Below are 16,887 nucleotides of genomic sequence, written 5' to 3'. Positions count from 1 at the left end.
TTGATCTGTGCTGGTGACGGGTTGGCCCAGTCTAGCGCCGGGCGGCGACACGACTCCGTGGGCACTACCATGTGGAGCCATGGCCGCCGAACACCCCGTCCCCCACTACTTCGTCTCCGATCCGTCGCTGCCGGAGAAGCGGCGCCGTATCGGCGTGGAGCTGCGAGGTCGGCACGTGGACGTGGTGACCGCCGCTGGCGTGTTCTCCCCCGGGGACCTGGACAAGGGGACAGCGGCGCTGCTGCGCACCGTGCCGGATCCGCAGGGCACAGACCTGCTGGACATCGGCTGCGGGTGGGGTCCGATCACGATCGCACTGGCCCAGGCGGCGCCCGAGGCGCGCGTCACGGCCGTGGACGTCAACCAGCGCAGCCTCCAGCTCACCGCTGAGAACGCCCGGTCCCTGGGCCTGACCGGCGTGGAGACCGCTCTGCCGCAGGACGTTCCGGAAGGTCGCACGTTCGACACCATCTGGTCCAACCCCCCGATCCGGGTGGGCAAGGACGCCCTGCACGAGATCCTGACCACGTGGTTGCCCCGCCTCAACCCCGGCGGCACGGCGTGGCTGGTGGCCCAGAAGAACCTGGGCGGGGACTCGCTGCAGCGCTGGCTCGCGCAGACCCTGACCGCGGACTTCCGCGTGGAGCGTGCGGCCACGGACAAGGGCTTCCGCATCATCGCCGTCCACCGGGACTGAGGGCCTCCACGGCCCCGCCTCGCACGACGCCCACACCGCACGACGCCGCCCGCCCGCCTCCGCGCGACCGGCGCGTGACGTCCCGGACCCGCTACACGAGCTCCGCAGTGGCGACCACACGGACCGGCCCCGCGAGCACCACGTGCTCGGTGCCGTCCGGGGCGGCCACGAACGTGACCGAGAGAACCCCGCCGGGAACCTGCACGAACCACCGGTCCGGGGACTCGGGCCCGCCCCAGAAACGGGCTGCGGCCGCAGCCGCGCACGCTCCGGTGCCGCAGGAGAGCGTCTCCCCCACGCCGCGCTCGTGCACGCGCATCTCGAGCCGGCCCACCTCGGTGTCGTCGTGGTCGAGCGGGACCACGAACTCCACGTTGGTGCCGTTCGAGGGCACCGGGTCCACCACGGGCGCGGCGTGCAGGTCCAGGGCGTCGAGCTTCTCCCCCTCGGACAGCACGACCACCGTGTGCGGGTTGCCCATGTCGATGGACACGCCCGGTCGCGGGACGGTGAGACCGTGGGCGGTGACCACGCAGTCCGAACCCCGCTCGCGGGCCTCCTCGCCGTGGCTGAAGCTCCAGGGCCCCATGTCCACGGCGTACCCGGCGGAGGTGCGCGCCACCGTTCGGGCCCCAGCGCGGGTCCCGATCCGCACCCGCGCGCCGGGGGGCAGGCTCAGCAGTCCCTCGCGGACCAGGTGGTCCACGAAGACCCGCACGCCGTTGCCGCACATCTGGGCGAGTGAGCCGTCCGCGTTGCGGTAGTCCATGAACCACTCGGCATCCGGATGCCGCTCCAGCAGCCGTCGCCCCTCCTCCAGGTGCCGGGAGCGCACGGCACGGATCAGTCCGTCCCCGCCGAGCCCTGCGTGCCGGTCGCACACGCTCGCCACGGTCTCTGCAGAGACGTCCAGCGTCCCGTCGCGGTCCGTGCAGACCACGAAGTCGTTGCCCGTGCCGTGCGCCTTGCTCACCCGCACGCCCGCCAGTTCACCGCTGCCCACTGCTGGTCCCGTCCCCTTGTTGGTTGCACTCATGCGCGTCATCCTACTGAGCACGGACCACCTCCAGGGCACGAGCCGCGAGGTCCGTGACGCTGCGCCCTGCGCAGCACTCGAGCCAGTGCACGCGCGGATCGGCGCGGAACCACGTGCGCTGCCGTTTGGTGAACCTGCGGGTGGCCGCCACGGTGTCCTCGCGGGCCTGCGCCAGGGTCATGGTGCCGTCCAGCACGGCGAGCAGCTGCGGGTACCCGAGCGCCCTGCCGGCCGTGGGACTCTCTCGTAGACCGCGTGCGGCGAGAGCCCTGACCTCGTCCAGCCAGCCCCGCTCCAGCATGAGGTCCACACGGCGCGCCAGCCTGCCGTTGAGTTCGTCCCGGTCCATGGCCAGCCCGATCTGGACCGTGGGGCGCACGTACCGGCGCTGCGGCATGAAGGACGTGAAGGGCCGCCCCGTGAGGTCGTGGACCTCGAGGGCCCGCACCAGACGCCGGTCGTCCTTGACGCGCGCTGCGGACTCCGGGTCCACCCTGGCCAGTTCCCGCAGCAGCACCGCACGGCCGTCACGCCGCAGCTGGTCCTCGCGCCGAGCCCTGATCCCGGGGTCCGTTCCGGGGAACTCGATGGCGTCCAGGGCGGCCCGCACGTACAGCCCCGAGCCGCCCACGAGGACGGGCACGCGACCCCGTTCCCGGATCTGTTCCGCGCACCGCCGGGCATCCCGCTGGAACGCGGCCACGGAGGCTTCCTCGTGGATGTCCAGGACGTCGAGCAGGTGGTGGGGCACACCGTCCCGCTCCTCGGGCGGCAGCTTGGCCGTGCCGATGTCCATGCCCCGGTAGAGCTGCAGGGCGTCCGCGTTGATCACCTCGCCGCCCAGCTCGTGGGACAGGGCGATGCCGAGGTCGGACTTGCCCGTGCCCGTGGGGCCCACCACGGCCACGAGGGGCGTGGGTGCGCCGCGGTCTGCCATCCCGGTCAGGGCTTCCGCAGTGCCGGCATCCCCAGCCCCACGGTCCCGGCAGGTCCGGTGGCCCCACCGGACGACGGCGCGCCGCAGCTCTCCGCCTGGGCCGCCTCCCACGCGTCCCCGCCGCGCGACGGCCGCACGTGGTACTCGGAGGCATCCGCTGGGTCCGCGAGCAGGTGGTAGGCCGCGGCGCCCGTGACCGGCACGGTGACGAAGTCCCCGGGGCGCGGCACGGGTGAGCCCTCCGGCACGCTGAAGTGCACCAGGCGCTGGTCACGGCTGCGTCCCGAGAGCCGGTGCGTGGCACCGGACTTGCGCCCGGACTGCGCGCTCACGAGCAGCTCCGCACGCGTACCCACGAGCTGGCGGTTGAGCCGGGCGCTGATGGCGTCCTGCAGCGCAGTCAGGCGCTCGAACCGCTCCTGCACGACGGCTGCGGGCACCTGCTCCGCCATCTCTCCCGCCGGGGTTCCCGGGCGGATCGAGTACTGGAACGTGAACGCGGAGGAGAACTCCGAGGCCCCCACCACGTCCAGCGTGTCCTGGAAGTCCTGCTCCGTCTCCCCGGGGAAGCCCACGATGATGTCCGTGGTGATGGCCGCCTGCGGGATGCGCTCCCGCACCCGTTCCAGGATCCCCAGGAACTTCTTGGACCGGTACGAGCGGCGCATGTCCTTCAGGATCCGGTCCGAGCCCGACTGCAGCGGCATGTGCAGCTGCGGCATCACGTTCGGGGTTTCGGCCATGGCGTCGATCACGTCGTCCGTGAAGGCCGCGGGGTGGGGGCTCGTGAACCGGACCCGCTCCAGTCCCTGGATGTCACCGCACGCGCGCAGCAGCTTGGCGAAGGCGCCGCGGTCACCGAACTCCACACCGTAGGAGTTCACGTTCTGCCCGAGCAGCGTGACTTCCACCGCTCCGGAGTCCACGAGGGCCTGGACCTCCGCGAGAATGTCCCCCGGACGCCGGTCCTTCTCCTTACCCCGCAGCTGCGGGACGATGCAGAACGTGCACGTGTTGTTGCACCCCACCGAGATGGACACCCATCCCGCGTACGCCTGCTCGCGTTTGGTGGGCAGCGCGGAGGGGAAGGTCTCGAGCGCCTCCAGGATCTCCACCTGAGCCTGCTCGTTGTGCCGGGCGCGTTCCAGCAGCACCGGCAGCGAGCCGATGTTGTGGGTGCCGAAGACCACGTCCACCCACGGAGCCTTCTCCACGATGGTGGCCCGGTCCTTCTGCGCGAGGCACCCGCCCACGGCGATCTGCATCCGGTCGTTGCGGCGCTTGACCGGAGTGAGCTGGCCCAGCTGTCCGTAGAGCTTGTTGTCCGCGTTCTCGCGCACCGCGCAGGTGTTGAACACCACCAGGTCAGGCTCGCGCCCCACGGCCGGGATGTACCCCGCATTCTCGAGCAGGCCTGTGATGCGCTCGGAGTCGTGGGCGTTCATCTGGCAGCCGAGGGTCCGCACCTCGTAGGCGGGCGGAGCGTCCGACGGGACCGGTGCGGAGGGGGCTACGGCGGTGTGGGGCATCTGAGTCACCCCATCATCTTAGGGACGGGGTCAAATCTTCCGGGGCCGTGCCTGCCCGTTCACCGGGCAGCACCCGGAGAACGGAACGACCCCTCACGGGGTGTCCCAGACCTCGGCGCCCGCGCCGTCCTCCGAGACCGGATCGGACAGGGATCCGAGCCCTGCGAGCTCCTCCTTGACCACGGCGAACGCCATGCCGGACGGGTACCCCTTGCGGCCCAGCATGCTCACCAGTCGGCGGGTGAGCTTGTCCCGTTCCTTGCGGTCCGTGAGGTCCGCCGACGCTGGAAGCTTCCTGCGGACGAGCTCGTGCGCGTCACGCACTTCGTCCTCCTCGTGACGCTGCTCAAGGGCCTGCTCCGCCAGTTCCCCCGTGATGCCGCGCTGGGAGAGCTCACGCCGCAGAGCCGCCCGCGAGAGTTTGCGGGTCTCGGCACGGGAGCGGACGAACATGGCGGCGTACTCACGGTCGTCCACCAGACCGACCTGCTCGAAGCGGTCGAGCACCTCCTGGGCAACATGCTCCGGGACATCCCGTTCCGCGAGCTTGTCCTCGAGCTGGCGGCGTGACTTGGCCGAGGCCGTGAGCTGCCGCAGCACAATGCCGCGAGCCGTCTCGAGCTGCTCCGCGCTTGCGGTCTCCGCCGTGTCCACCACCTGAGCATCTGCTTCTGCGACCGCGAACCGCGACGCCGCATCCCCCGGGCTCGCCGGACCACGGCGCGAGACCGTGGTCCGGCGAGCCCGGGAGCCGTGCTGCGAGGACTGGTTCACCACCGGATCACCTCACTCAGAAGGCGGGCAGCTCGGTGTCGCTCTGCTGCGGGGCGAAGGGTGCATCCGGATCCAGCTCCCCGGTTTCCGTGTCCAGCCCCTCCGGGTCCTGCGAGGCCTCGTCCGGGTCCTCCGAGATGCCCAGCTTCACCAGGATCTTCCGTTCGATCTCCTGCGCCAGCTCGGGATTGTCCTTGAGGAAGCGGCGGGAGTTCTCCTTGCCCTGGCCCAGCTGGTCACCCTCGTAGGTGAACCAGGCGCCGGACTTCTTGACGATCCCGTGTTCGACCCCCATGTCGATCAGGCCGCCCTCGATGGAGATGCCCTGGCCGTAGAGGATGTCGAACTCGGCCTGCTTGAAGGGCGGAGCCATCTTGTTCTTCACGATCTTGGCGCGGGTGCGGTTGCCCACGGGGTTGGCGCCGTCCTTGAGCGTCTCGATACGCCGGACGTCCACGCGCACGGAGGCGTAGAACTTCAGCGCCTTGCCACCCGTGGTGGTCTCCGGGGAGCCGAAGAACACGCCGATCTTCTCGCGCAGCTGGTTGATGAAGATGGCCGTGGTGTTCGTGTGGGACAGCCGGCCTGTGATCTTCCGCAGCGCCTGGGACATCAGGCGGGCCTGCAGACCCACATGGCTGTCGCCCATCTCGCCCTCGATCTCGGCCTTGGGCACCAGCGCGGCCACGGAGTCGATGACGATGATGTCGATGGACCCGGAGCCCACGAGCATGTCCATGATCTCCAGGGCCTGCTCACCGGTGTCCGGCTGGGACACGAGGAGGTTGTCGGTGTCCACACCGAGCTTCTCCGCGTAGGCCGGGTCCAGCGCGTGCTCCGCGTCGATGAAGGCCGCAATGCCGCCCGCTTTCTGGACACTGGCCACGGCGTGCAGTGCCACGGTGGTCTTGCCGGAGGACTCCGGGCCGTAGATCTCGACCACGCGGCCGCGGGGGAAGCCGCCGATGCCCAGGGCGACGTCCAGCGCGATGGAGCCCGTGGGGATGGTCTCGATCTTGGTGGCCGGGCGGTCGCCCAGGCGCATGACCGAGCCCTTGCCGTAGTTCTTGTCGATCTGCGAGAGGACGGTGTCGAGCGCCTTCTGCCGATCGGAGCCGGCCGTCTGAGACGGCGTGGGAGCGGATGCACCCTTGGACTTGGCTGCCATGATTCACCTCGGGTCTCAGGGGCCTGGTCCAGGCCCTGTCGATGTCTTCGCGGTCCACGCTAACGAGGGTGTCCGACACCCATAAGGAACCGGGCCGCCTGTGGAGCCCGCGTGACGCCCTTCGAATATACCTTCGAATCATGCTCGGTGCACGTCAGCTCCTGGGCGGCTGGTCCGGGCCCCACCACCGGGACTCGGGGACGTCCTGCGCGCGGCACACCGCGAACCACACGGACTTGGGGTCCACCCCGGCCGCAAGGGCCTCCGTGGCGGTGCGCTCCCCCACCTCACTCAGCACCAGGTCGTCCGCGAGGACCCGGCAGTAGCCGGCCCCGAACTCGTGGGACATCAGCTCCCAGAACGTGCTGACTCGCATGGCGTGAACTCCTCGGATGGTGGTGCAGAGGCACGGGTGCTGACCGGTCGAATCCGGTGGGCCCAGTGAATCGGACGTCGCCGCACGGCGGACACGGCAGCGGACCCACCCCCTGGGTGGGTCCGCTGCTGCTCCGGGCTCACGCGGTGGTGCGCCCGACGGGTCGGTGGGAGTGGATCAGTGGGCGCCGGCCGCCGTGCCTCCGCGCAGCTGACGCACCTCGCGGGTGAACTCGTCGGTCAGCTCGGACGGAACGGTGTCGGGGATGTAGTTGCCCTCGGCGTAGGCCAGCCGGTCCGCCACCTCGCGCAGCATCTGGGACATGGGAATGTCCAGTGCCGTGCAGATCGAGGCGAGCAGCTCGGAGGAGGCCTCCTTCTGGCCGCGCTCCACCTCGCTCAGGTACCCCAGGGAGACACGGGCGAGGTGCGAGACCTCGCGGAGGGTGCGGCCCTGACGCTGCCGGACGCTGCGCAGCACCTCCCCGATCTCCTGGCGCAGGACGCCCACCTTGGCCTCGTGGGAGTCCGTGCTGACGTCATCTGCCACACCCACGTCCTTCCAACGGACGACACCATTGACAGACACGGGTTGCTTCGTCATGTGAATTGCCTACTCCTCGTGTGAACGAACGGGCTCTGCACATCCATCGGATGCGACGGGTTCGAGGTCTTGCGCCCTGACGGCTCAAGCTCTGTCACTCATAACGTGCTTGCATGTTCAATTGTTCCCTGCCGTCGGACGAAATGCACTAGGCGTTGCCTGGGAATGAGATTTGAGTCGCCAGTGTGTCGATCGCGTGACGGACCGTGGCGGCGCGGATCGCGGCCCGGTCCCCCGGCAGGTCCAGGCGCTCGGCCCGGTTTACACCGGGCCCGCTGATCCCCACGAACACCGTCCCCACGGCGTGGCCGTCGTGCGGCTCCGGACCGGCCACCCCCGTGGTGGACACCGCCCAGTCCACGCCCAGGCACGCGCGGGCGCCCCGGGCCATGGCGACCGCCACGTCCGGGTCCACGGCGCCGCGATCCTCCAGCAGCTCGTGGGGCACTCCCAGCACCCGTTCCTTGACGTCGTGCGAGTAGCTCACCACCGCGCCCTCGAAGCACGACGACGCCCCGGCCACCGTGACGATCTCCGAGGCCACCGCCCCGCCCGTGAGGGACTCCGCGGTCCCCACGCTCACGCCGCGCGCCGTGGCGCGGTGCACCAGCTCGGCCGCACCGCACGCGGGGTGCGGTGCCCCGGAACCGGCCGCGGCGGCGTCGTGCCCCCGGCCCGAGGCCGTCACGCGGTCTCCCCGCGCACCGCCCGGTTGCGCAGCTGCACGGCCTTGACCACGTAGTCGACGCCGGTGACCAGGGTGGCGGCGAGGGCGAGCGCGGTGAGGAACCACGCGAACCACAGCCACCACTCGCCCAGAACCGGCGAGAGCGGCAGCAGCAGCGCGATCAGGGCCGCGGTCTGCAGCACCGTCTTGGTCTTGCCGCCCTTGGAAGCCGCCATCACGCCGTAGCGGATGACCACGAAGCGCATGACCGTGATGCCCCACTCGCGCACGAGGATCAGGATGGTCACCCACCACCACAGCTCGCCCAGCAGCGACAGCACCACGAAGGCCGAGCCCGTGAGCAGCTTGTCCGCGATCGGGTCCGCGATCTTGCCGAAGCTCGTGATGAGGTTGCGGGCCCGGGCGAGGTCCCCGTCCAGCTTGTCCGTGTACATGGCCAGCCCGAACGCGATCACCGCAGCCCAGCGCATGCCCGTGGAGTCCTGGCCGTGGGGCCCTCCGGCCCACAGGAACCAGATGAAGAACGGCACCATCACGATGCGCAGCGCCGTCAGCGCGTTGGGCAGGTTCCAGTTGGAGCTGTTGGGTGCCGGCTCTCCGTGCGGTGCGGCGGCCTGGTGTGCGGTCATCGTCCTGTCAGCTCCCATGCGTCCTCGGTGGTGGATCCGTCGTGGTAGTCGTGGGCCACGTCGGCGAGCGACGCCTCCACGGGGTCCTCGCCGTAGTCCACGGAACCGCCCACGGGCTGCGGATCGGGCGCGGGCGGCTCCTCCCCGCGGATCAGCGCGAGGGTCGCGGCGAGGTCGTCGGGCTTGACCAGCACGTCCCGCGCCTTGGAACCCTCGGACGGGCTCACCACGCCCCGGGACTCGAGCAGGTCCATGAGCCGCCCGGCCTTGGCGAAGCCCACGCGCAGCTTGCGCTGCAGCATGGACGTGGAGCCGAACTGGGTGGTGATGACCAGCTCGGCGGCCTGCAGCAGGACGTCGAGGTCGTCACCGATGTCCTCGTCGATGGTCTTCTGCGGGGCCTCCTGGACGACGTCGTCCCGGTAGTCCACGGTCATCTGCGACTTGACGTGCTCCACGACCTTGTGGATCTCGGACTCCGAGACCCACGCCCCCTGCACGCGCATGGGCTTGGAGGCGCCCATCGGCAGGAACAGGGCGTCACCCTGGCCGATCAGCTTCTCCGCGCCGGCCTGGTCCAGGACCACGCGGGAGTCCGTCACGGAGGACGTGGCGAACGCCATGCGGGAGGGCACGTTGGCCTTGATCAGACCGGTGACCACGTCCACGGAGGGCCGCTGGGTGGCCAGCACCAGGTGGATGCCGGCCGCACGCGCGAGCTGCGTGATGCGCACGATCGCGTCCTCCACGTCCCGAGGGGCCACCATCATGAGGTCCGCGAGCTCGTCCACGATCACCAGCAGGTACGGGTAGGGCCGGATGGTCCGCTTGGATCCGGGCTCCGGCTGCACCTTGCCGTTGCGCACGGCCTTGTTGAAGTCGTCGATGTGCTTGTACCCGAAGTGCGAGAGGTCGTCGTAGCGCGCGTCCATCTCCCGCACCACCCACTGCAGGGCCTCCGCGGCCTTCTTGGGGTTGGTGATGATGGGCGTGATCAGGTGGGGCACGCCCTCGTACGCGGTGAGCTCCACGCGCTTGGGGTCCACCATGACCAGGCGGACCTCGTCCGGGGTGGAGCGCATGAGGATGGAGACGATCATCGAGTTCACGAACGAGGACTTGCCCGCACCCGTGGCACCCGCCACGAGCATGTGCGGCATCTTGGCGAGGTTCGCGAGCACGAACCCGCCCTCGACGTCCTTGCCCACGCCCATGACCATGGGGTGCTCGGACGCGCGCGCCTTCTGGGAGCGCAGGACGTCGCCCAGCGCCACGGTCTCGCGGTCCGTGTTGGGAATCTCGATGCCGATCGCGGACTTGCCGGGGATCGGCGACAGGATGCGCACGTCCGCGGAGGCCACCGCGTAGGCGATGTTCTTGGACAGCGCGGTGACACGCTCTACCTTGGTGCCCGAGCCGAGCTCGATCTCGTACCGCGTGACCGTGGGGCCGCGGGAGAAGCCGGTGACCTCGGCGTCCACCTTGAACTGCTGCAGCACGCTGGTGAGGGCGCTGACCACCTGGTCGTTGGCCTCGGAGCGCTCCTTGGCGGGCGGGCCCTGCACGAGGTCCGCGACGGGCGGGAGGCTGTAGGCGACGTCGCCCGCGAGCTTGAGCTGCTCGGACCGGGCGGGGATGGGCGTGCTGGGCGTGTGGGTGCGCGCGGCGTCGGCCTCGGCCGTGACGTCGAGCGCGGGGGCGTCCGAGGCCGCCGCGGTGTCCGCGGCGGGCGTGATCCCCTGCTCTTCGCGCAGCTTCTGGGCCTCCCGCTGGGAACGCGTGGGGCGCTTCTCGCCGGGGCGCGGCCCGGGCTCGGGGCTCCCCACGACCTCGGTGGCCTGGGAGTCCGCGGCGCTGGAGCCCGACGCCGCCGTGCCCGCGCGGGTGCCGGAGGAGCCGGCGCGGCGGGCGGCCGGCTCTGCGGTGTGGGATCCCACGTCGAACACGCTCGTGGCCGCGGCACCGCGCGCCTCCCGGCGGTTGGCCTCGTCCACCACGGCGCGTTCGAAGGCCTCGTCCCCGTCGTAGCGGTCGAGGTCCTGACGCTGCCGGCGCTTCTCCGCCCGGGACGCGCGCTTGGAACCGCGTGCGGGCGCGGGATCCAGGTACGAGCGGTCGTGCTCGGGCGCCGAGAGGTCCGTGGTGCGGGGTTCGGTCTGACCGGTCAGACGGCGGTAGAGCTCGCGCAGGCGCGGGCCGATCTCCCCCACGGGTGTGGCGGTCATCACCAGCAGTGCCAGGACGGCCAGCAGGACGAAGACGGCGAGCGCTCCCCACGGGGTGATGAGTGAGGACAGCGGATCTGCGGCGAGGAAGCCCACGAAGCCGCCGGCGCGCCACACGGCCTCGAAGCCGTCCCCGAGGTCCGGGGAGCCCCCCGCAAGGTGGGCGGTGCCGGAGCCTGCGACGGTGAGGGCCAGCAGGCCGATCGCCACGCGGTTGTTGGCCTGCGTGGGCTCCGGGTGGCGGAACACGCGGATGGCGAAGCAGAAGCAGAAGATGGGGAGCACCAGGGCCATGAAGCCGAACGTGCCGCCGACCACGGAGTGCACCCACGAGGCCGGAACCGCGATCGGGGCGAAGTCCACGCCGCGCAGGTTCCACCACTCCACCGCGGCGATCAGCACGGCGAGCACGAGCCACACGAGCGCTCCGCCGTCGCGGCGCTGCTCGGGGGCGATGTCCGTGCGCAGCGTGCCCACGCGACGCACCGCAGCGCCCACCACGTGTCCGGCCCCGGACCACGCCCCCACCACGGCGCGCAGCGCGGTGGTGCCGGCAGAGGGCCCCGCGGGCGTGGTGCGTGCCGGGGTCTTCTTGCCGTTCCTGGGGGACCGCGCGGGGGCCTTGGACCGGCTGGTGGTCTTCGACGAGCGCGCGGGGGTAGTTCGTGACGCCATTGCTCCAGGGTACCCGGACGCACGACGGCCCGTCCGGTCGGGTGACCGGACGGGCCGTGGGGTGCGTGCGGGGCGCGGGGGCGTCAGGCCTCCACGACCACCGGCACGATCATGGGCTTGCGACGCAGCCTGCGGGAGACCCACGAGCCCACGGTGCGGCGCACGATCTGCTGCAGCTGGTGGGCGGTGTGGTTCTTGCCGCTCTCGCTCAGGGCGTCCTCGAGGGCCGCGGCCACCTTGGGGCGGATTTCGTTGAAGACCTTGTCCTCCTCGGCCACGCCGCGGGCGTGGATGTCCGGACCGGAGACGATCTTGCCCGTGTCCCGGTTCACGACGGTCACCACCGAGATGAAGCCCTCCTCACCGAGGGTCATGCGGTCCTTGAGGTCCGCGTCCGTGATCTCCCCCACGGAGGAGCCGTCCACGTAGATGAAGCCGCACTCCACCTGGCCGGTGATCTTCACCTTCCCGGCGTGCATGTCCACCACGGTTCCGTTCTCGGCGAGGATCACGTGGTCGTCCGGCACGCCGGTCTCCCGCGCCAGCTCGCCGTTGGCAATCAGGTGGCGGATCTCGCCGTGCACCGGCATGACGTACTCGGGCTCCACGATGTTGTAGCAGTAGAGCAGCTCTCCGGCACCGGCGTGGCCGGAGACGTGGACCTTGGCGTTGCCCTTGTGCACCACGTTCGCGCCCAGGCGCATGAGGCCGTTGATCACGCGGAACACGGAGTTCTCGTTGCCGGGGATCAGCGACGACGCGAGAATCACGGTGTCCCCCGCGTTGACCTGCACCTTGTGGTCCCCGTTGGCCATGCGGGACAGCGCGGCCATGGGCTCGCCCTGGGAACCGGTGCACATGATGACGATCTTGTCGTCCGGGTAGTCCCCGACCTTCTTCTGGTCCACGAGCACGTTCGGCGGGACGTCCAGGTAGCCGAGCTTCTCCGCGATCGCCATGTTGCGGATCATGGAGCGGCCCATGAGGACGACCTTGCGACCGCTGGCCACGGCGGCGTCGAGCACCTGCTGCACGCGGTGCACGTGGGAGGAGAATGAGGCCACGATCACGCGCTGCTTGGCTCGCGAGACCACGTCCGCGAGCACGGGACCGATCGCCTTCTCGGAGGGGATGAACCCCGGGACCTCGGAGTTCGTGGAGTCCGTGAGGAAGAGGTCCACGCCCTCCTCGCCCAGACGTGCGAAGTGGCGCAGGTCCGTGATGCGCCCGTCCAGGGGCAGCTGGTCCATCTTGAAGTCACCCGTGTGCAGCACGGTGCCGGCCTTGGTGCGCAGGAACACGGCCAGGGCGTCCGGGATGGAGTGGTTCACGGCCACGAACTCGCACTCGAACTCGCCGAGGCGCTCCACCTGGCCCTCGCGCACGGCCATGGTGAACGGCTTGATGCGGTGCTCCTGGAGCTTGGCCTCGATCAGCGCGAGGGTGAGCTGGGAGCCGATCACGGGGATGTCCGGGCGGCGCTTGAGCAGGTACGGGACGGCGCCGATGTGGTCCTCGTGGCCGTGCGTGAGCACGATCGCCACGATGTCGTCCACGCGGTCCCGGATGTTGTTGATGTCCGGGAGGATGAGATCCACGCCGGGCTGGGTCTCCTCGGGGAAGAGCACACCGCAGTCCACCACGAGCAGCTGCCCGTTGATCTCGAACACGGTCATGTTCCGGCCGACCTCCCCCAGGCCACCCAGGGGGACCACGCGGAGCGTGTCCTTGGCCAGGGCGGGGGGTTCAGCGAGATCGGAAGAGTTCCACTGGGTCATGAGACCCCTTTCATTGCTAGTTGGTCAGAGTGTCCGCAATCACCGACGTGCTCAGATCCGCACGGATCTGCTCCAGCTCGGTGTGCGTTGGTGCCAGGTGCGGCAGGCGCACCACGGCGTTCGGCAGGCGGTCCTGCCACTGAAGAATGGTCTTGGCGGCCACGGCCCCGGGCACGCGCGTCATGGTGGCGCGCACGAGGGGCAGCAGCTCCGCGTTGAGCCTGCGGGCGGTCTCGAGGTCCGAGGCCAGCACGGCGTCGATCATGCGGCGGTAGCGCGCGGTGTCCACGTGGGTGGTCACGCCCACGAGCCCGGCGGCGCCGGTGGCCATCCACGGGAGGGTGAGACCGTCGTCGCCGGAGTAGAACACGAGGTCCGTCTCCGCCATGACGCGGGACGCGGCGACGAAATCCGCCTTGGCATCCTTGACGGCCACGATGTTGGGGTGCGAGGCGAGCGAGATCATGGTCCCGGGCTCGATCGGAATCCCGGAGCGGCCCGGGATGTCGTACATCATGATGGGCGTGTCCACGGAGTCCGCGAGCGAGCGGAAGTGGGCCTCGACACCGGCCTGGGTGGGCTTGTTGTAGTACGGGGTGACCACGAGCAGACCGTCCATCCCGATCTTCTCCGCCTCGAGGCAGAGGTACCGGGAGTGCTCGGTGTCGTTGGATCCCGTGCCCGCGAGCAGGGGGACCCTCCCGCCCACGGCGTCCTTGACGGCGCGGAACACCGAGAGGTTCTCCTCGTCCGTCATGGTCGAGTACTCCCCCGTGGTGCCGCACACCACCAGGCCGTCGCAGCCGTCGTCCACGAGCTGCACGGCGAGGGCCGCGGTGGCCTCGAGGTCCACGGAGCGGTCCTCGTGGAAGACCGTGACCATGGCGGTGAGCAGGGTCCCGAACAGGGGCGCGGGACGGTCCGTGGGCGCGGGGAAGCTCTCGTGTGTCATGCCCACAGGTTACCGCCCGGACCGCGCGAGCGCCGTCTCGGGGTCCGCCCCCCGGTGCAGGGCGATCGCCGTGCGCATGGCGCCCCGGGCCCGGCGGCTGTCACCGCTGGCCGAGTAGGCCAGGCCCAGGCGGTACCACCCGCCCCAGTCCTCGGGGCTCGCCTCGACCTCCCGCCGCACCACGTCGAAGTGCGCGTCCGCGGCGGCGCGCACGTAGCGTCCCGACGGTGTGCGGGGCAGCTCGTCGACCGGCAGCTCGCCGCGGGCCGCGAGCTCGCGCCCCAGCCGCGCGGTGCGGGCTCCGAAGAGGATCTCCCGCACCATGGCCCACGTGCCCACCGCGGGGATCACGACCATGGCGAGCCCCAGCAGCTTGGGCACCCAGCCCTCGGTGCCCAGCAGCAGCCAGGCCCGCTGGAAGGACACCCCCAGGTAGAGGGTCAGCAGGGCGATCATGAGCGCGGCGAGGGCGCGCCCCATGGACCCGGCCTCGAGCACCGTGAACACGCCCGCGAAGACCAGCACCGCGATGATCCACACCTTGGACACGGACGGGATGGGCAGCAGCAGGACGGTGAGGACCAGCAGCAGGATGGCCAGTGCGGCCCACCAGCGCAGCCCGCTGCGCCCCGTTGCCCGGCTCACAGTCCGAGATCCATGTAGCCGTCCAGACCGTGCGTGAGCCCGGGGTGCTCCGCCACCCGGCGGATCCCCAGCAGCACACCGGTCATGAACGAGGCGCGGTCGAAGGAGTCGTGGCGCACGGTGAGCTGCTCCCCCGTGTTTCCCAGCAGGGTCTCCTGGTGGGCCACCAGACCCTGCAGCCGCACGGAGTGCACGTGCACGCCGTCCACCACCGCACCGCGTGCGCCGTGCGGATCGGACTCCGTGGCGTCCGGGGAGGCTCCCACACCCGCCCGTTGGCGGGCCGCGGCCACGAGGGCGGCGGTCCGGGCCGCGGTGCCCGACGGCGCGTCGAGCTTGCGCGGGTGGTGCAGCTCCACGACCTCGACGGAGTCGAAGAACCGTGCTGCCAGCTCCGAGAACTTCATGGCCAGCACCGCCCCCACCGCGAAGTTCGGGGCGATCAGCACCCCGGTTGCGGGGGACTCGGCGAGCTGGGCCTCGAGCTCGTCCAGGGCGGCCCGGTCCCAGCCCGTGGTGCCCACGACCGCGTGCATCCCGTGGGACACCGCGAAGCGCACGTTCTCCCGCGTGGCGGCGGGCACCGTGAGGTCCACGACCACCTCCGCGCGGGCCTCGAGCAGCTGCTCCAGACCGTCCCCGCGGCCAAGTGCCGCGACCAGCTCGAGGTCCGGGGCGGCGTCGACGGCGCGCACCGCCTCGGAGCCCATGCGGCCGTCGCGGCCGAGGACGGCCACCCGGATCGGTTCTGCCATGTCCGTTCCCCTCATTCCTGCGGTTCCCGGGCGACGCCGGGTCCCACCACCGTGCGGACGGTCGCGTCCGCGCCGAGATCCGCGGCGAGCTGCTGGACGTCCTGGGACGTGACCGCGCGGATCCGGCGCAGGGACTCGTCCAGGTCCATGAACACCCCGGTCTTGAGCTCCGCGGAACCCAGCCGGGACATCCGCGAGCCCGTGTCCTCCAGGGCGAGGACGGTGGCCCCGCTGAGCTGGCCCTCCACCTTGGCGAGCTCCGCGGCGTCCATGCCGTCCTGGGCCAGGCGGTCCAGCTCGTCGCGCATCAGCCCGGTGACCCGGTCCACGCGGTCCGCCGTGCAGCCGGCGTACATGCCGAAGAACCCGGCGTCCGAGTACGAGCCGGAGAACGAGAACGTGGAGTACGCCAGGCCCTTCTGCTCGCGGATGGTGTGGAACAGCCGGGAGGACATGCCACCACCCAGGGCCGCGTTGAGCACGGTCATGGTGAAACGACGCTCGTCACCGGACTGCAGCCCGGCCCCGCCCAGCACCACGTTGGCCTGCTCCACCGGTCTGTTCAGCGCGCGGGTGCCCGTGAGCGGCGTCAGCAGCGCGGGGGTGGTGGGGCGGCGCGCGCCCGCTCCCCCGGCGGTGTCCGGATCCCAGCCCGCGCGGGCCAGCGACTCGCGGACCAGCTGGACCACGTTCTCGTGCTCGAGCCCGCCCGCGACCGTGACCACCAGGTTCTCGGGCCGGTAGGCCCCGCGGTAGTGCTCCCACACCGCGTCCCGGGCCACGCTGCGGATCTCCTCGGGCGTGCCCGCGATCGGACGCGCCAGCGGGGAGCCGTGGAAGACCTGCTCGGTGAACTGCTCGAACGCGAAGTCCGTGGGGTCGTCCCGGTCCATGGCGATCTCCTCGAGGATCACGCCGCGCTCGCGGTCGAACTCCTCGGGGTCCAGCACCGCGCCCGTGAACATGTCCGCGAGGACGTCCACGGCCATGGGCAGCGCCTCGGAGAGCACCCGGGCGTGGTAGCACGTGTGCTCGTGGGACGTGAACGCGTTGGACTCTCCGCCCACTCGGTCGAAGGCCTCGGCGATCTCCAGGGAGCTGCGCCGGGCCGTGCCCTTGAACAGCAGGTGCTCCAGGAAGTGGGTGGAGCCCAGCATGCCCGGGGCCTCGTCCCGGGAGCCCAGGCTCACCCAGAACCCCACGGACACCGAGCGCTGCCCGGGCATCTTCTCCGTGAGCACGCGGGTGCCGCACGGCAGGACCGTGCGCATGATGACCGCGCCGTCGGCGTCGTCGTGGACCGTGTGGGTGAAGCCTCCGGCCGGGTCCGTGTCTGGATACGCCCGAAGGCGGGCGTCCTCCGGGGAGCCGTGCTCCTCGGGACTGCCCGCCTTCAGGGGAAGGTGAACAACCGTCATCT

Annotated in this window: 16 protein-coding genes; 1 reads left to right on the top strand and 15 read right to left on the bottom strand. The window is 70.8% G+C overall.

Going from position 1 to position 16,887, the window contains the following annotated elements:
* Nucleotides 1–79: 79 nt before the first annotated feature.
* Entirely contained in the window at nt 80–697 is a 618-nt protein-coding gene (locus HMPREF2833_RS01435) for a class I SAM-dependent methyltransferase (protein WP_019310910.1), read from the top strand.
* Nucleotides 698–788: 91 nt separating this feature from the next.
* Here HMPREF2833_RS01435 and dapF read toward each other — a convergent pair whose 3' ends face one another.
* From dapF to HMPREF2833_RS01360, 15 genes are all read right to left on the bottom strand, one after another.
* A complete protein-coding gene (gene dapF / locus HMPREF2833_RS01430) occupies nt 789–1,733 on the bottom strand; it encodes a diaminopimelate epimerase (RefSeq protein WP_050899515.1) in 945 nt (314 codons plus the stop codon).
* 10 nt (nt 1,734–1,743) lie between these two features.
* Entirely contained in the window at nt 1,744–2,670 is a 927-nt protein-coding gene (gene miaA / locus HMPREF2833_RS01425) for a tRNA (adenosine(37)-N6)-dimethylallyltransferase MiaA (RefSeq protein ID WP_019310908.1), read from the bottom strand.
* A 5-nt stretch (nt 2,671–2,675) separates the two neighbouring features.
* Complete coding sequence (gene miaB / locus HMPREF2833_RS01420) at nt 2,676–4,199, bottom strand: tRNA (N6-isopentenyl adenosine(37)-C2)-methylthiotransferase MiaB (protein ID WP_070636367.1); 1,524 nt, start codon at nt 4,197–4,199, stop codon at nt 2,676–2,678.
* 93 nt (nt 4,200–4,292) lie between these two features.
* Nucleotides 4,293–4,976 carry a regulatory protein RecX gene (locus tag HMPREF2833_RS01415; RefSeq protein WP_237708752.1) on the bottom strand — a complete coding sequence of 228 codons (684 nt, stop codon included), beginning with the start codon at nt 4,974–4,976 and terminating at the stop codon, nt 4,293–4,295.
* A gap of 13 nt (nt 4,977–4,989) precedes the next feature.
* Complete coding sequence (recA, locus tag HMPREF2833_RS01410) at nt 4,990–6,141, bottom strand: recombinase RecA (RefSeq protein WP_019310905.1); 1,152 nt, start codon at nt 6,139–6,141, stop codon at nt 4,990–4,992.
* 154 nt (nt 6,142–6,295) lie between these two features.
* Nucleotides 6,296–6,517 (bottom strand): DUF3046 domain-containing protein, encoded by a 222-nt coding sequence (locus HMPREF2833_RS01405; protein ID WP_019310904.1) that lies wholly within the window; start codon nt 6,515–6,517, stop codon nt 6,296–6,298.
* A gap of 177 nt (nt 6,518–6,694) precedes the next feature.
* The gene (locus HMPREF2833_RS01400; protein WP_035885382.1) at nt 6,695–7,120 is read right to left on the bottom strand and encodes a helix-turn-helix domain-containing protein; all 426 of its coding nucleotides are present in this window, start codon (nt 7,118–7,120) and stop codon (nt 6,695–6,697) included.
* A 148-nt stretch (nt 7,121–7,268) separates the two neighbouring features.
* The gene (locus HMPREF2833_RS01395) at nt 7,269–7,808 is read right to left on the bottom strand and encodes a CinA family protein (RefSeq protein WP_019310902.1); all 540 of its coding nucleotides are present in this window, start codon (nt 7,806–7,808) and stop codon (nt 7,269–7,271) included.
* Nucleotides 7,805–8,437, bottom strand: coding sequence for a CDP-diacylglycerol--glycerol-3-phosphate 3-phosphatidyltransferase (gene pgsA, locus HMPREF2833_RS01390; RefSeq protein WP_019310901.1), 633 nt, complete (start codon nt 8,435–8,437; stop codon nt 7,805–7,807). The genes HMPREF2833_RS01395 and pgsA overlap by 4 nt, the downstream gene beginning before the upstream one ends.
* Nucleotides 8,434–11,337: an FtsK/SpoIIIE family DNA translocase gene (locus HMPREF2833_RS01385; RefSeq protein WP_019310900.1), complete on the bottom strand. Its 2,904-nt coding sequence runs from the start codon at nt 11,335–11,337 to the stop codon at nt 8,434–8,436. The genes pgsA and HMPREF2833_RS01385 overlap by 4 nt, the downstream gene beginning before the upstream one ends.
* An 83-nt stretch (nt 11,338–11,420) precedes the next feature.
* The gene (locus tag HMPREF2833_RS01380) at nt 11,421–13,115 is read right to left on the bottom strand and encodes a ribonuclease J (RefSeq protein WP_019310899.1); all 1,695 of its coding nucleotides are present in this window, start codon (nt 13,113–13,115) and stop codon (nt 11,421–11,423) included.
* Nucleotides 13,116–13,131: 16 nt separating this feature from the next.
* Complete coding sequence (gene dapA / locus HMPREF2833_RS01375) at nt 13,132–14,067, bottom strand: 4-hydroxy-tetrahydrodipicolinate synthase (protein WP_019310898.1); 936 nt, start codon at nt 14,065–14,067, stop codon at nt 13,132–13,134.
* A gap of 9 nt (nt 14,068–14,076) precedes the next feature.
* A complete protein-coding gene (locus HMPREF2833_RS01370) occupies nt 14,077–14,712 on the bottom strand; it encodes a tetratricopeptide repeat protein (RefSeq protein ID WP_019310897.1) in 636 nt (211 codons plus the stop codon).
* Complete coding sequence (gene dapB, locus HMPREF2833_RS01365) at nt 14,709–15,467, bottom strand: 4-hydroxy-tetrahydrodipicolinate reductase (protein ID WP_019310896.1); 759 nt, start codon at nt 15,465–15,467, stop codon at nt 14,709–14,711. Before dapB ends, HMPREF2833_RS01370 begins: the two co-directional genes overlap by 4 nt.
* Before the next feature lie 11 nt (nt 15,468–15,478).
* Complete coding sequence (locus HMPREF2833_RS01360) at nt 15,479–16,885, bottom strand: M16 family metallopeptidase (RefSeq protein ID WP_019310895.1); 1,407 nt, start codon at nt 16,883–16,885, stop codon at nt 15,479–15,481.
* Between the last annotated feature and the right edge of the window lie 2 nt (nt 16,886–16,887).

Origin of the sequence: Kocuria sp. HMSC066H03 (assembly GCF_001812045.1) — a bacterium.
GTDB lineage: Bacteria > Actinomycetota > Actinomycetes > Actinomycetales > Micrococcaceae > Kocuria > Kocuria rhizophila.
This window is presented reverse-complemented; position numbering and strand designations above follow the sequence as displayed.

Coding starts and splice junctions, on each gene's coding strand:
- HMPREF2833_RS01435 (WP_019310910.1), top strand. CDS start 80: ATGGCCGCCGAACACCCCGTCCCCCACTACTTCGTCTCCGATCCGTCG.
- dapF (WP_050899515.1), bottom strand. CDS start 1,733: ATGAGTGCAACCAACAAGGGGACGGGACCAGCAGTGGGCAGCGGTGAA.
- miaA (WP_019310908.1), bottom strand. CDS start 2,670: ATGGCAGACCGCGGCGCACCCACGCCCCTCGTGGCCGTGGTGGGCCCC.
- miaB (WP_070636367.1), bottom strand. CDS start 4,199: ATGCCCCACACCGCCGTAGCCCCCTCCGCACCGGTCCCGTCGGACGCT.
- recA (WP_019310905.1), bottom strand. CDS start 6,141: ATGGCAGCCAAGTCCAAGGGTGCATCCGCTCCCACGCCGTCTCAGACG.
- HMPREF2833_RS01405 (WP_019310904.1), bottom strand. CDS start 6,517: ATGCGAGTCAGCACGTTCTGGGAGCTGATGTCCCACGAGTTCGGGGCC.
- HMPREF2833_RS01400 (WP_035885382.1), bottom strand. CDS start 7,120: ATGACGAAGCAACCCGTGTCTGTCAATGGTGTCGTCCGTTGGAAGGAC.
- pgsA (WP_019310901.1), bottom strand. CDS start 8,437: ATGACCGCACACCAGGCCGCCGCACCGCACGGAGAGCCGGCACCCAAC.
- HMPREF2833_RS01385 (WP_019310900.1), bottom strand. CDS start 11,337: ATGGCGTCACGAACTACCCCCGCGCGCTCGTCGAAGACCACCAGCCGG.
- HMPREF2833_RS01380 (WP_019310899.1), bottom strand. CDS start 13,115: ATGACCCAGTGGAACTCTTCCGATCTCGCTGAACCCCCCGCCCTGGCC.
- dapA (WP_019310898.1), bottom strand. CDS start 14,067: ATGACACACGAGAGCTTCCCCGCGCCCACGGACCGTCCCGCGCCCCTG.
- dapB (WP_019310896.1), bottom strand. CDS start 15,467: ATGGCAGAACCGATCCGGGTGGCCGTCCTCGGCCGCGACGGCCGCATG.
- HMPREF2833_RS01360 (WP_019310895.1), bottom strand. CDS start 16,885: ATGACGGTTGTTCACCTTCCCCTGAAGGCGGGCAGTCCCGAGGAGCAC.